This is a genomic window from Streptomyces sp. NPDC050703, from assembly GCF_040654435.1.
GTDB lineage: Bacteria > Actinomycetota > Actinomycetes > Streptomycetales > Streptomycetaceae > Streptomyces.
This window is the reverse complement of record NZ_JBFAHX010000039.1, coordinates 14,968-27,769: the sequence shown is the minus strand read 5'-3', so window position 1 is coordinate 27,769 and position 12,802 is coordinate 14,968. Positions and strand designations below refer to the sequence as shown.

Sequence of the window (12,802 nt, the reverse complement as noted above, 5' to 3'; positions counted from 1 at the left end):
TCCGCCCCTCCCGAGGACTGTCCCGATACGGCGACGTAAACTATCAGGAACCCTGCCTGATAAATAGAAGCGCCGTGTGGAAGGATTCCGGCATGCCTGCCTCACCGAGTACCGCTCGGGCCATCAACGACCGGCTCGCGCTGGGCCTCCTGCAGAGCGAAGGCCCCCTCACGGCCAACCAGTTGAAGCAGCTCACCGGACTCTCCAGGCCCTCCGTGGCCGATCTCGTCGAACGGCTCCAGGGCTCCGGGCTCATCACCGTCGTGGGCGAGGCGGGTGCCCAGCGGCGCGGGCCCAACGCACGGCTGTACGGGATCGTCGCGGACCGGGCCCACCTCGCCGCGCTCGACGTCCGCACGGACAGCGTCTCCGTCGTCGTCACGGACCTGCTCGGCGCGGTCCTCGCCGAGGCGTCCGCGCCCGTCGGCGGCGACACGGACGCCGCCCTGGAGCGCGCCCTCGGCCTCGTCGCCGACACCGCGGCCGGCGGCGGCGTCCAGCGGCTGCACACGGTCGGCGTCGGCGCGCCGGGCCTCATCGACCCCGCCACGGGCGACCTGCACGACACCACGTCCCTGCCCGCCTGGCACCGCGCGCTGGCGGGCGCCCTCCAGGAGCGGCTGGGCGCCCGCGTCCTGGTGGAGAACGAGACGAACCTGGCGGCCCGCGCCGAACAGCGGGACGGCGCCGCGCACGGCACGGACACGTTCGTGCTGCTCTGGCTCGGGGACGGCGTGGGGGCCGCCGTCGTGCTCGACGGCACGCTGCGCAGGGGCGCGTCGGGCGGTACGGGGGAGATCGGCTTCCTGCCGGTGCCCGGCACGGGCGGCCTGCCCTCGGCCACCGGCTGCGAGGGCGGCTTCCACTCGCTGGTCTGCGCCGCGGCGCTGCTGCGCCTGGGCGCGGAGCACGGGCTCACGGCCGCGGGGACGTCCGCGTCCGACCTCGTGCGGCACGCGGTGGAGAGCGCCGACGGCGCCTTCCTGGACGCCGTCGCGGACCGCGTCGCCGTGGGCGCCGCCGCCATGGCGGCGATCCTCGACCCCGGGTGTGTCGTCCTCGGCGGCGAGGTGGGCCGCGCGGGCGGCGCCGCGCTAGCCGCCCGGGTGGAGGACCGCGTCACGGCCATGTCCCCGCTGCGCACGGAGGTGCGCGCGAGCACCCTCGGCGGCTCGGCGGTCCTGCGGGGCGCGCTGCTCGCCGCACGGGACGCGGCCCAGGACGAGCTGTTCGGGCCGGGGGTCTGAACGGGCGCGCGAAAGCCGCTCACACCCACCGGGGCGGGCCGGTGGGCGTGAGCGGCGGTCAGCGGTTCAGCAGGCGCCGAGGTCCTGCCAGACGCCCCACTCGCCGCCGGCGCCGGGCTCGTCGCCCTTCGTCCACCACTTGGCCTTCCAGGTGTGGGACTTGTGGGAGACCGTCTTGCCCGAGCCGTACTCGGCCGACGCGCTCCACGCCGGGGCGGTGCAGGTGCCGGGCGGGTCCGTCGGCCCCGGCGGGTCGGTCGGGCCGGGGCCGCCCGTGCCGGGCTCGACCAGCGTGGTGCCGCGCGCCAGGTCACCGGCGAGCGCGTACTTCGTGCCGCCGATCTCGACGGTCCAGTTCCACGGCGTGGACGTCGGCAGGTAGTAGTTGAAGGAGAGGTCCACCGAGGCGCCGGGCGCGAGCGTCTGCCAGGCCGGCAGCTTCAGCGAGACGCGGTGGAAGTCGCCCTTCAGGCCGCCGACGTTGCTGCCGGTGTGGTCGCTGCTGATCACCTTGGTGCCGAAGCCGGACTGGTCCGAGGCGTTGCCGGGGGCCGAGGTCGAGTAGTCGAACTGGAACTCCGTGCCGCCGGGCAGCGTCGTCTTCGTGTTGTTGGTGATCTTCACCTTCGGGGTGATCGGGTAGTTGGAGTCGCCGAGCTTGAAGTCGCCGAACTCGACGCCGATGTCCACCGCCTTGGTGGGCAGCTCCTTGTTCGAGACCTTCGCGCCGTAGGGCTTGGCGGTCTTGAACTTGTCGTACATCAGCGAGGTGAGCGTGTCGCCGATCTCGTACTGGCCCTTGGCCGCGTTCCAGCGGTAGTCGCCCGCCATCTCCCAGACCATGGTGCCGCCGATGCCGCGGTCGACCACGTAGTCGGCCTTCTCGGCCACCGACGTCTCGTCCTCGGTGGAGAGGAAGACCTTCTTCTCGGCGTTCCACAGCCACGGGGCGACCAGCTTCGCGTCGTACTTGCGCGCGTAGGTGCCGGTCAGCTTGGTGTCCGCGGGGAAGCCGTACTTGGTGACGTAGTCGCCGACGATCCCCTTCTCCAGGTTCTTCGCGTGCCACATCGGGTTGGAGCCCGCCGGGGACTCCTTGCCGTTGTCGTCCTTGTCGTGCCAGAGGTTGTCGATGCCGACCGCGCCGTCACCGCACTTGGTCAGGCCGGAACCGGCGGGGCAGCTGCTCGCCGCCGCCTTGCCCCAGAGTCCGTCGGTGCCGCCCTGCACGTTCTTGTGGCCGCGCGTGTAGTACGGCAGGCCGATGTTGATGCGGCCCGCCGGCATCGAGCCGCGGAAGTAGTGGTAGGCCCAGTCGGTGTTCAGGTAGCCGATGCCGCCGTACTGCTGGCTGCCGTAGACGTTCGCCGCCGCGAGCTCGGCGTCCTTGCCGTCGTCGAAGAGCGAGGCGTTGGGGCCGACGTACTCGTTCCAGGCGCCGTGCAGGTCGTACGACATGATGTTGACGTAGTCCAGGTACTTCTGGACCTGGAAGGTCTCCATGCCGCGCAGCAGATAGCCGGAGGAGGGGGCCGCCACGGTGAGCATGTAGTGCTTGCCGTCGGCCGCGCCCGCCTTGTCGAGCTTCTCGCGCAGGCTCTTCATCAGCGCCGCGTAGCCCTTGACCAGGCCGCCGCGCCGGGCGTTGGAGATCGGGAAGTCGGCGGGGTGGCCCGCGTCCTTCATCGAGGTCGGGTACTCGTAGTCGATGTCGACGCCGTTGAAGCCGTACTTCTTGATGAAGGCGACGGCGGAGTCCGCGAAGGTGTCGATGCCCGCCTGGTTCACCGAGCCGTCGGCGTTGGTCGCCATCGAGTAGAAGCCGCCGGAGCCGACGCGCTTGCCGTCCTCGCCGAAGTAGCCGCCGGTCTCGGCCCAGCCGCCCACGGAGATCAGCGTCTTGACGTCCGGGTGCTTCTTCTTGAACTTGTTCAGCAGGTTGAAGTGGCCCTTGTAGGGCAGCGACGGGTCCATCTCGGCGCCCGCGACGCCCGGCCAGGTCATCCCGGTGGCGGCGTTCTTCTCGCCGTCGGCGCCGACGGAGACCTTGTTGTCCTTGCCGACGTGCGCGAAGGCGTAGTTGACGTGGGTGACCTTGTCCCACGGGATGTCGGGGGCGAGATAGGCGGGCTCGCCGTTCTTGCCCGTGCGCCAGCCGGTGAAGTAGCCGATGACGCGCCGCTGGTGGTCGGCGCCCATCTTCTCCCGTCCCTCGCCGTCGTAGACGGAGCAGTACGGGACGTCGACGCCCGGGGTCTTGTACAGGCCGTCGGGGCGGCAGGACGCGTCGTCGGCGGCGTGCGAGGCGCCGCCGGAGACCAGGCCGAGCAGCAGTCCGCCGACGGCGGCGCCGGTCGCGAGCAGAGTGGGTCTCGCGCGGGTGAGGGACGGCAAGGGGAACCTCCAGGTGCGGGGGCGGTACACGAACGGGGCGGAACACACGGGCGATGACGTGAAACGTGCCGGGGCCCGGTGTGCGCACACCGTCGGCTCCCGCTCCTCGGAGGTGACGCAGAGATTAAGAGGACTAGACCACAGCGTCAATAGGTCTGGACCAAAGTCGTACGGTGGGGGCGCATGCCTCCAGCCGCTCGCGCCGCGGCCGGAGCGCGCGGGCCGCGCGCCCGCACGGCCTGTGAGTCAGCCCACAGGCCGCCGCCCGGCGGGGCGGCGATCAGACGTGGCACACTGGCCTCGTACCAGAAGCAGCGCACTCCGGGGTCGGTGTAATTCCGAACCGGCGGTTACAGTCCGCGACCCGGCCGCCTCCAGCGGCCGGTTGACCAGGTGAAATTCCTGGACCGACGGTGAAAGTCCGGATGGGAGGCAGTGCGCGGCGGGCGGGCATCCTTGCGCGCCGCCGTAGTTGCTTGTTCCTGGCCTCGTACGAGGCCGGGGGCGGTTCTCGGGTTAATTCCGGGAGCCGGTGCCCGGGCGATCCCGGGAGCAGGTGTCATCGGCGTCGGCGTCGCCACAGGTGCCTTCGCCCGTACGTGTCGTCTTTCGACAGCCCCGGAGTCCGTGCCCGAAGAGGCAGGAGGACCCGGTGGCCACCGCCGCAGCCGAAGAAGCCGCCATGCGGCGCGCGCTCGCGCTCTCAGCGCTCGGCCTCGGAGCCACGAGCCCCAACCCCGTCGTCGGCTGCGTCGTCCTCGACGCCTCCGGCGAGGTCGCGGGCGAGGGCTGGCACCAGCGCGCGGGAGGCCCGCACGCCGAGGTCAACGCCCTGCGCGCGGCCGGCGGACGGGCCCGCGGCGGCACCGCCCTCGTCACCCTCGAACCCTGCAACCACACCGGCCGCACGGGCCCGTGCGCGCAGGCGCTCATCGAGGCCGGCGTCGCCCGCGTCGTCTACGCGGTCAGCGACCCGACCCCCGAGGCCACCGGCGGCGCCCAGACCCTCCGTGACGCAGGCATCCGTGTCGAGCAGGGCCTGTGCGAGGCCGAGGCCGCCGAGGTGAACGCCGCCTGGCTGACCTCCGTGCGCCTCGGCCGCCCCCACGTCACCTGGAAGTACGCCGCCACCCTCGACGGCCGCGTCGCCGCCGCCGACGGCACGAGCCGCTGGATCACCTCCGCGGAGGCCCGCGCCGACGTCCACCGGCTGCGCGCCGAGTGCGACGCCGTGGTCGTCGGCTCCGGCACCCAGCGCGCCGACGACCCGCACCTCGCCGTACGCGGGGTGGAGGGCGCCGTCCAGCCGCTGCGGGTCGTCGTCGACACCAGCGGCACCGCCGTCACGCCCGGCGCCCGCATCCTCGACGACGCGGCGCCGACCCTGATCGCCGTCGCCGACGACGTCACGCCGGCCGTCGACGCTGAGACCGTACGGCTGCCGCGCGCCGAGGGCGGCGGCCTCGACGTCCCCGCCCTGCTCGACGCGCTGCACACGCGCGGGGTGCGGTCCGTGCTCCTCGAAGGCGGCCCGACGCTCGCCGGGGCCTTCGTCGCCGCGGGCGCCGTCGACCGCGTCGTCGGCTACCTCGCCCCCGTCCTGCTCGGCGCGGGCCCCGCCGCCCTCACGGGCGGCGGAATCACCACCCTCACCCAAGCGTTGCGGCTCGACGTGAGCGAGACCCGCCGCCTCGGACCCGACCTGCGGATCACCGCGACCCTCGTAGCGAAGGAGCACTGACGTGTTCACCGGAATCGTCGAAGAGCTGGGCGAGATCACCGCCGTCGAGAACCTTCCCGACGCCTCCCGGTTCCGCCTGCGCGGCCCCGTGGTCACCGAGGGCGCCGGGCACGGCGACTCCATCGCGGTCAACGGCGTCTGCCTGACGGTCGTGGAGCACGAGGGCGAGGAGTTCACCGCCGACGTCATGGCGGAGACCCTCGACCGCTCCTGTCTCGGCGCGCTCACGGTCGGCTCCCGCGTCAACCTGGAGCGCCCCACCGCCGTCGGGGCGCGCCTCGGCGGACACATCGTGCAGGGCCACGTCGACGGCACCGGCGAGATCATCGGGCGCGAGCCGTCCGAGAACTGGGAGATCGTCAGGATCTCCCTCCCCGCCGGACTCGCGCGCTACGTCGTGGAGAAGGGCTCCATCACCGTCGACGGCGTCAGCCTGACCGTGGTCGAGGCGGGCCCCGACTTCTTCACCATCAGCCTCATCCCCACCACCCTCGCGCTGACCACGCTCGGCATCAAGCGGCCCGGCGACCAGGTCAACCTCGAAGTCGACGTCATCGCCAAGTACGTGGAGCGCCTCCTCGGCGACCGCGCCCACGCCCCGGGTCAGGAGGCCACCCAGTGAACTGGCTCAACTCCGAGGCGTTCACCGCCTTCGGTCAGCACATCATGTGGTCCGACATGATCGGCAACACCGTCGGTCTCGTCGCCCTCGCCCTCGGCTGGCGGCGCTCCATATGGACCTGGCCCGCCCAGCTCCTCTCCGGCGTCATCCTCGTCGCCGCGTACGCCTCCGCGCAGCTCTCCGGCGGCGTCGGCAAGCAGCTCCTCGTCATCGGCGTCGCGGTGTGGGGCTGGCGGCAGTGGACGCGCGGCAGGCAGCAGGCGCAGGACGGCTCCATCGCCATCCGGTTCGCCACCTGGAGGGAGCGGGGCGTCCTGCTCGGCGGCACCGCCGTCGGCACGCTCGCGGTCGGCGCCCTCTTCAGCGCCGTACCCGACCTGTCCTGGAACCCCTGGCCCGACGCCTACATCTTCGTCGGCACGCTCGCCGCGATGGTCGCCCAGGCCCGCGGCCTCGTCGAGTTCTGGTTCGCCTGGCTGCTCGTCGACGTCGTCGGCGTGCCGCTCGCCTTCAGCAGCGGCCTGGCCTTCTCCGGCCTCGTCTACGTCATCTACCTCGCCCTCGTCCTCTGGGGCATGCGCGACTGGTGGCTGCGCTCCCGCGCGGCGGCCTCCCGGCCCGTCATGGAAGGAGCCCCGGCATGAGCACGGCGCCCGTTCGGTACAGCACGGCCCACGACGAGGACGACCCGGCCCTCGCCCTCGACCCCGTCGAGCAGGCCGTCCGCGACATCGCCGCGGGCCGGCCCGTCGTGGTCGTCGACGACGAGGACCGCGAGAACGAGGGCGACCTCGTCGTCGCCGCCGAGATGGCGACCCCCGAGATCGTCGCCTTCATGATGAGCGAGTGCCGCGGCCTGATCTGCGCGCCCATGGAGGCCGACGAACTCGACCGGCTGCGGCTCCCGCAGATGGTCGAGCGCAACACCGAGTCGATGAGCACCGCCTTCACCGTCTCCGTCGACGCCTCGGCCGCGCACGGCGTGAGCACCGGCATCTCCGCCGCCGACCGCGCGGCCACGCTCCGGCTCCTCGCGGGCGGCGAGGCCGGCGCCGACGACTTCGTGCGGCCCGGCCACATCTTCCCGCTGCGCGCCAGGCCCGGCGGCGTCCTCGCCCGCGACGGCCACACCGAGGCCGCCGTCGACCTCGCCCGCCTCGCGGGCCTGCGCCCCGCCGGGGCCATCGTGGAGATCGCCGGCGAGGACGGCAGGATGCTCCGCCTGCCGGAACTCGTCCCGTTCGCCCGCAAGCACGGCCTGACGATCATCTCCATCGAGGACCTGATCGCCTACCGCCGCTCCTCGGAGCCCACCGTCCGCCGTGAGGCCGAGGTCCGGCTGCCCACCGCCTTCGGCGACTTCACCGCGTACGGCTACCGCTCCACCGTCGACGGCGTCGAGCACGTCGCCCTCGTCCACGGCGACATCGGCGACGGCGAGGACGTCCTGGTGCGGCTGCACTCCGAGTGCCTGACCGGCGACGTCTTCCACTCCCTGCGCTGCGACTGCGGACCGCAGCTCCAGGCGTCCATGGAGCGCGTCACCGCGGAGGGCCGCGGCGTCGTCGTCTACCTCCGCGGCCACGAGGGGCGCGGCATCGGCCTGCTCTCCAAGCTGCGCGCCTACGAACTCCAGGAGCGCGGCAGCGACACCCTCGACGCCAACCTGGAGCTCGGCCTGCCCGCCGACGCCAGGGACTACGGCGCGGGCGCCCGCATCCTCGCCGACCTCGGCGTGCGCGGCGTCCGGCTGATGACCAACAACCCCGACAAGACCGACGCGGTCCTGCGGCACGGCCTGAAGGTCACCGGGCGCGAGCCCATGCCCGTCAAGGCCGGCGAGCACAACCTGCGCTACCTGCGCACCAAGCGGGACCGCATGGGCCACGACCTGCCCTGGCTCGACGCCCCCGGCGTCTCCGCTTGCGGCAGCCAGTGACCGGCGAGCAACGTACACACACCACGGAATCGACCAGGAGAAGCGCGTGAGCGGCAAGGGTGCACCCGAACTGAGCGTGAAGAACTGCGGCGACCTGCGGGTCGCGGTGATCGCCGCGCAGTGGCACGAGAAGGTCATGGACGGCCTCGTCGACGGCGCCCTGCGCGCCCTGACGGAGCTGGGCATCAGCGAGCCGACCGTCCTGCGCGTGCCCGGCAGCTACGAGCTGCCGGTCGTCGCGAAGGTCCTCGCCGGACGCGGATACGACGCGATCGTCGCGCTGGGCGTCGTCATCCGCGGCGGAACCCCCCACTTCGAGTACGTGTGCCAGGGCGTCACCCAGGGCCTCACGCAGGTCTCCGTGGACACCGGGGTGCCCATCGGCTTCGGCGTGCTGACCTGCGACACGGAGGAGCAGGCACTCGACCGCGCGGGTCTCGTGGGGTCCAGCGAGGACAAGGGGCACGAAGCGGTCACCGCGGCCGTCGCCACCGCGACCACGCTGCGCACCGTCTCCGAGCCCTGGCGCTGAGCGGCGCCGCGCGGGCGCGTAGAGTGAACGGCATCATGTCCAAGAAGACTTTCGAGGAGCTCTTCACCGAGCTCCAGCACAAGGCCGCCAACGGCGACCCCGCGACCTCCCGCACCGCCGAGCTGGTGGACAAGGGCGTCCATGCCATCGGCAAGAAGGTCGTCGAGGAGGCCGCCGAGGTCTGGATGGCCGCCGAGCACGAGGGCAAGGAAGCCGCCGCCGAGGAGATCTCCCAGCTCCTCTACCACGTCCAGGTGATGATGGTCGCCCGCGGCATCTCCCTCGACGACGTGTACGCCCACCTCTGAGCCGCCACCCCGGCTCGTCCCACCCACACCACGCGAAGGAATCCGACCTCATGCTGCGCATCGCCGTCCCCAACAAGGGTTCACTGTCCGGACCTGCGTCGGCGATGCTCCATGAGGCCGGATACCAGCAGCGCAAGGAGTCCAAGGAACTCGTCCTCGTCGACCCGGAGAACGAGGTCGAGTTCTTCTACCTGCGCCCCAAGGACATCGCGATCTACGTCTCGGCCGGCCGCCTCGACATCGGCATCACCGGCCAGGACCTCCTCGTCGACTCGGGCGCCGGCGCCGAGGCCATCCTGCCGCTCGGCTTCGCCCGCTCCACCTTCCGCTTCGCCGCCAGGCCGGGCACGGCGACCGGCGTCGAGGACCTCGCGGGCAGGACCGTCGCGACCTCGTACGAGGGCATCGTCGCCAAGCACCTCGCGGAGCACGGCGTCGACGCCTCCGTGGTCCACCTCGACGGCGCCGTCGAGACCGCCATCGAGCTGGGCGTCGCCCAGGTCATCGCGGACGTCGTCGAGACCGGCACCTCCCTGCGCAACGCGGGCCTCGAAGTCTTCGGCGAGCCCATCATGACGTCGGAGGCGGTCGTCATCCGGCGCACCGGCGCCGACACCTCCGACCCCGCGCAGCCCAAGATCGAGCAGTTCCTCCGCCGCCTCCAGGGCGTCCTCGTCGCCCGCTCGTACGTGATGATGGACTACGACTGCCGCGCCGAGCACCTGGAGCGCGCCGTCGCCCTCACCCCGGGCCTGGAGTCGCCGACCATCTCACCTCTGCACAACGAAGGCTGGGTCGCCGTGCGCTCCATGGTTCCCGCCAAGGAGGCCCAGCGCGTCATGGACGACCTGTACGCCCTCGGGGCGCGGGCCATCCTGACCACGGCGATCCACGCCTGTCGCCTCTGACCGGCAGGAGAACCGCCGCATGTCCGAGCTTCCCGAGCTTCCCGTCACCTTCAGGCCGAGGCGGACCCGCACGGTCCTCCTCGGTGCGGGCGCCGTGATGTTCGTCGTCCTCACCGTGATCGCCTTCCTGCTGCCGAACCTCAGCCCCGGCGAGCGGACCAGCTTCGTCTTCACCGGCGCGCTGCTCCTCGGCGTGCTCGTCCTGCTCGCCAGGCCCAAGGTCGTCGCCGACGAGACCGGCGTACGCGTCGTCAACATCGCGACCAGCAGGCGCCTGGAGTGGGCGCAGATCGTCCAGGTCACCCTGCGCCCCGGCGACCCCTGGGTGTTCCTGAACCTCAGCGACGGCACCAGCCTCCCCGCCCTCGGCATCCAGCCGGGCGTCGCCAGGCAGCAGGCCGTCGCCGACGCCAAGGCCCTGCGCGCCCTCACCGAGGCCCGCGCCCCGCTCGGCGACTGACGCTCCGCCCGGGGTCTGACCAACCCCGCCGGACTCTGATTAATCTGTTGGCGGGGCGGCCCGGTGTGCCGCCCCGCCCCTGACGGGCCCGCCCGGCCCCCAGGGGCTCCTGCTACCCGAGGAGTGACTCCCTCCAGCGATGGACGGATCGTCCTGTAGTACCTGCGCCGCCCCCTCCCGGCACACCGGGACCCGTACGACAGAGGAGGCGGCGGCATGACAGTCCCGCTGCTGCTCCTCGGGGCGGCATTCCTGCTGATTCTCGCCAACGGCTTCTTCGTGGCGGCCGAGTTCGGTCTCGTCACCGTGGAGCGGCCCGAGGCGGAGAAGGCCGCGGCCGACGGCGACCGCCGGGCCCGCACGGTCGTCCAGGCCCTCAAGGAGCTGTCGTTCCAGCTCTCCGGCACCCAGCTCGGCATCACGATCACCTCGCTCGTCGTCGGCATGCTCGCCGAACCGGCGCTCGCCGAGCTGCTCGCGCCCCCGTTCACCGCCATCGGTGTGCCCGAGGGCGCCGTGAGCGGTGTCTCCGTGGTGGTCGGCATGCTGCTCGCGTCCGCCGTGCAGATGGTCATCGGCGAGCTGGTCCCCAAGAACTGGGCGGTGTCCAGGCCGCTCCAGGTCGCCCGGTTCGTCGCGGGCCCGCAGCACGCCTTCGCGCGGCTCCTGCGGCCCGTGATCGCCCTTCTGAACGCCGTCGCCAACCGCCTGGTGCGGATGCTCGGCGTGGAGCCCGCCGAGGAGCTTGCCTCCGCCCGCACCCCCGGCGAACTGGTCTCCCTGGCCCGGCACTCGGCGCAGGCCGGCGCCCTCGAACAGGACACCGCCGACCTGTTCGTCCGCACCCTCTCGCTCGGGGAGCTGACCGCGCAGCACGTGATGACGCCGCGCGTGAAGGTCAGCGCGCTCCAGTCGTCGGCGACGGCGGAGGACGTGGTCAACCTGACCCGCGCCACCGGCCTGTCGCGCTTTCCCGTGTACCGCGAGCGGATCGACGAGGTCGTCGGCGTGGTGCACCTCAAGGACGCCCTCGCGGTGCCCGCGCACGAACGTCTCCGCACCCCGGTCGGCCGCATCGCGCAGCCGCCGCTCCTGGTCCCCGAGACGCTGCCCGTGAAGCCGCTCCTTGAGCGGCTGCGCAGCGAGCAGCCCATGGCCGTCGTCGTCGACGAGTACGGGGGCACGGCGGGCGTGGTCACCCTGGAGGACATCGTCGAGGAACTCGTCGGTGAGGTCCGCGACGAGCACGACCTGCACGACCTGCCCGAGCTGTGCGCGGCCCCGCCCGAGGACGGCAGGCCCGGCTGGGACGCCGACGGCGGCTGCCGGGTCGACGTACTGCGGCGCATCGGGCTCGACGTGCCCGAGGGACCGTACGAGACCGTCGCGGGCCTCGTGGCCGATCTGCTCGGCCGCATCCCGGTCCCCGGCGACCGGGCCGAGCTGCCGGGCTGGCGGCTCTCGGTGCGCCAGGTCGGGCACTACCGCGCCGAGCGGGTCAGGATCGTCAGGGTGGCGGACGTCCCGGCCCCCGTAGCCGCGGAGGCACTCCGATGAGCCTGCTCCAGCTTCTCTTCGCCCTCCTCCTCGTGCTCGCCAACGGCTTCTTCGTGGGCGCCGAGTTCGCGCTCGTCTCCGTGCGCCGCAGCCAGATCGAGCCCCTGGACTCCAAGCGGGCCCGCCAGGTCCTCTACGGGCTCGAACACCTGCCGCAGATGATGGCCGCCGCCCAGTTCGGCATCACCGTCTGCTCACTGACGCTCGGCGCGGTCGCCGAACCCACCGTCGCGCACCTCCTTGAGCCGCTGTTCGAGGCGGCCCACCTGCCCGAGGGCATGATCCACCCCCTCGGCTACGTGATCGCGCTCGCCGTCGTCGTCTTCCTCCACCTCGTCATCGGCGAGATGGTCCCGAAGAACCTCGCGATGGCGGCCCCCGAGAAGACCGCGCTCTGGTTCAGCCCGGGGCTCGTCGCCTTCGCGCGTCTCTGCCGCCCGGTGACGGTGGCGCTCGGCGCGTGCGCGCGGGTCGTCCTGCGGCTCTTCCGGGTCGAGCCCAAGGACGAGGTGGAGGCCGTCTTCACCAGCGAGCAGCTCAACCGCCTCGTGGAGGACTCGGGCCAGGCGGGCCTGCTCGACCGCGAGGAGCAGGAGCGCCTTGAGGACGCCCTGGAGCTGGGCTCGCGCCCGGTGACGGACGTGCTGCTCGACCGGGCGTCACTGGTGACCGTCGACGCCTCGGTCACCCCGGGCCAGGTCGTGGAGCTGACCGGACGCACCGGCTTCTCCCGCTTCCCCGTCCGCGCGGAGAACGGCGCCTTCATGGGCTACCTCCACGTCAAGGACGTCCTCGACCTGGAGGAGAGCGACCGCGCCGTGCCGCAGCAGGTGTGGCGGCCGATGACGACCCTGCGGGCGGAGCTGCCGCTGGACGACGCCCTGACCGTGATGCGCCACGCCGCCACGCACCTGGCCCAGGTCGCCGACGCCTCGGGGAAGGTGCTCGGCCTCGTCGCCCTGGAGGACGTCCTCGAACTCCTGGTCGGCGAGGTCCGCGACCCGGCACACCGCGTGGCGGCCGTGCCGCGCCCGCAGCCGGAGGCCGCGGGAGCGCCCGAGAGCCTGGACGGCGCCCTGGTGGGCTGAGCCGGA

At 72.4% G+C, this 12,802-nt stretch carries 12 protein-coding genes and 1 riboswitch; of the genes, 11 read left to right on the top strand and 1 reads right to left on the bottom strand.

The features are described from left to right. Positions 1-92: 92 nt before the first annotated feature. A complete protein-coding gene (locus tag AB0I16_RS28420) occupies positions 93-1,247 on the top strand; it encodes an ROK family transcriptional regulator (protein ID WP_363252454.1) in 1,155 nt (384 codons plus the stop codon). Between the two features lie 66 nt (positions 1,248-1,313). Here AB0I16_RS28420 and AB0I16_RS28415 read toward each other — a convergent pair whose 3' ends face one another. Further along, positions 1,314-3,641, bottom strand: coding sequence for a chitinase C-terminal domain-containing protein (locus AB0I16_RS28415; RefSeq protein WP_363252453.1), 2,328 nt, complete (start codon positions 3,639-3,641; stop codon positions 1,314-1,316). A 312-nt stretch (positions 3,642-3,953) separates the two neighbouring features. Then, positions 3,954-4,084, top strand: a riboswitch (FMN riboswitch). 239 nt (positions 4,085-4,323) lie between these two features. Between AB0I16_RS28415 and ribD the strand changes: the two genes are divergently transcribed. The 10 genes from ribD (at position 4,324) to AB0I16_RS28365 (ending at position 12,796) form a co-directional block, all read left to right on the top strand. Next, positions 4,324-5,382 carry a bifunctional diaminohydroxyphosphoribosylaminopyrimidine deaminase/5-amino-6-(5-phosphoribosylamino)uracil reductase RibD gene (ribD, locus tag AB0I16_RS28410; RefSeq protein WP_363252487.1) on the top strand — a complete coding sequence of 353 codons (1,059 nt, stop codon included), beginning with the start codon at positions 4,324-4,326 and terminating at the stop codon, positions 5,380-5,382. A gap of 1 nt (position 5,383) precedes the next feature. Further along, positions 5,384-6,004 (top strand): riboflavin synthase, encoded by a 621-nt coding sequence (locus tag AB0I16_RS28405; protein WP_363252452.1) that lies wholly within the window; start codon positions 5,384-5,386, stop codon positions 6,002-6,004. A gap of 44 nt (positions 6,005-6,048) precedes the next feature. Further along, positions 6,049-6,648 carry a nicotinamide mononucleotide transporter family protein gene (locus AB0I16_RS28400; protein ID WP_363252486.1) on the top strand — a complete coding sequence of 200 codons (600 nt, stop codon included), beginning with the start codon at positions 6,049-6,051 and terminating at the stop codon, positions 6,646-6,648. Then, a complete protein-coding gene (locus AB0I16_RS28395) occupies positions 6,645-7,943 on the top strand; it encodes a bifunctional 3,4-dihydroxy-2-butanone-4-phosphate synthase/GTP cyclohydrolase II (RefSeq protein ID WP_363252451.1) in 1,299 nt (432 codons plus the stop codon). Before AB0I16_RS28400 ends, AB0I16_RS28395 begins: the two co-directional genes overlap by 4 nt. Positions 7,944-7,989: 46 nt before the next feature. Further along, entirely contained in the window at positions 7,990-8,475 is a 486-nt protein-coding gene (gene ribH / locus AB0I16_RS28390; protein WP_363252450.1) for a 6,7-dimethyl-8-ribityllumazine synthase, read from the top strand. Positions 8,476-8,510: 35 nt separating this feature from the next. After that, complete coding sequence (locus AB0I16_RS28385; protein WP_055564821.1) at positions 8,511-8,783, top strand: phosphoribosyl-ATP diphosphatase; 273 nt, start codon at positions 8,511-8,513, stop codon at positions 8,781-8,783. Between the two features lie 50 nt (positions 8,784-8,833). After that, complete coding sequence (gene hisG, locus AB0I16_RS28380) at positions 8,834-9,691, top strand: ATP phosphoribosyltransferase (protein WP_363252449.1); 858 nt, start codon at positions 8,834-8,836, stop codon at positions 9,689-9,691. Positions 9,692-9,710: 19 nt separating this feature from the next. Beyond that, on the top strand, positions 9,711-10,151 hold the full coding sequence (locus tag AB0I16_RS28375) for a PH domain-containing protein (protein WP_363252448.1): 441 nt from the start codon (positions 9,711-9,713) through the stop codon (positions 10,149-10,151). A 216-nt stretch (positions 10,152-10,367) separates the two neighbouring features. After that, positions 10,368-11,708: a hemolysin family protein gene (locus AB0I16_RS28370; protein ID WP_363252446.1), complete on the top strand. Its 1,341-nt coding sequence runs from the start codon at positions 10,368-10,370 to the stop codon at positions 11,706-11,708. Beyond that, a complete protein-coding gene (locus AB0I16_RS28365; RefSeq protein ID WP_363252445.1) occupies positions 11,705-12,796 on the top strand; it encodes a hemolysin family protein in 1,092 nt (363 codons plus the stop codon). The genes AB0I16_RS28370 and AB0I16_RS28365 overlap by 4 nt, the downstream gene beginning before the upstream one ends. The last annotated feature ends 6 nt before the right edge of the window (positions 12,797-12,802 follow it).

Excerpts from the sequence above, each read along its gene's own strand:
- AB0I16_RS28420 (WP_363252454.1), top strand. The coding sequence starts at position 93 with ATGCCTGCCTCACCGAGTACCGCTCGGGCCATCAACGACCGGCTCGCG.
- ribD (WP_363252487.1), top strand. The coding sequence starts at position 4,324 with ATGCGGCGCGCGCTCGCGCTCTCAGCGCTCGGCCTCGGAGCCACGAGC.
- AB0I16_RS28400 (WP_363252486.1), top strand. The coding sequence starts at position 6,049 with ATGTGGTCCGACATGATCGGCAACACCGTCGGTCTCGTCGCCCTCGCC.
- AB0I16_RS28395 (WP_363252451.1), top strand. The coding sequence starts at position 6,645 with ATGAGCACGGCGCCCGTTCGGTACAGCACGGCCCACGACGAGGACGAC.
- AB0I16_RS28385 (WP_055564821.1), top strand. The coding sequence starts at position 8,511 with ATGTCCAAGAAGACTTTCGAGGAGCTCTTCACCGAGCTCCAGCACAAG.
- hisG (WP_363252449.1), top strand. The coding sequence starts at position 8,834 with ATGCTGCGCATCGCCGTCCCCAACAAGGGTTCACTGTCCGGACCTGCG.
- AB0I16_RS28375 (WP_363252448.1), top strand. The coding sequence starts at position 9,711 with ATGTCCGAGCTTCCCGAGCTTCCCGTCACCTTCAGGCCGAGGCGGACC.
- AB0I16_RS28370 (WP_363252446.1), top strand. The coding sequence starts at position 10,368 with ATGACAGTCCCGCTGCTGCTCCTCGGGGCGGCATTCCTGCTGATTCTC.
- AB0I16_RS28365 (WP_363252445.1), top strand. The coding sequence starts at position 11,705 with ATGAGCCTGCTCCAGCTTCTCTTCGCCCTCCTCCTCGTGCTCGCCAAC.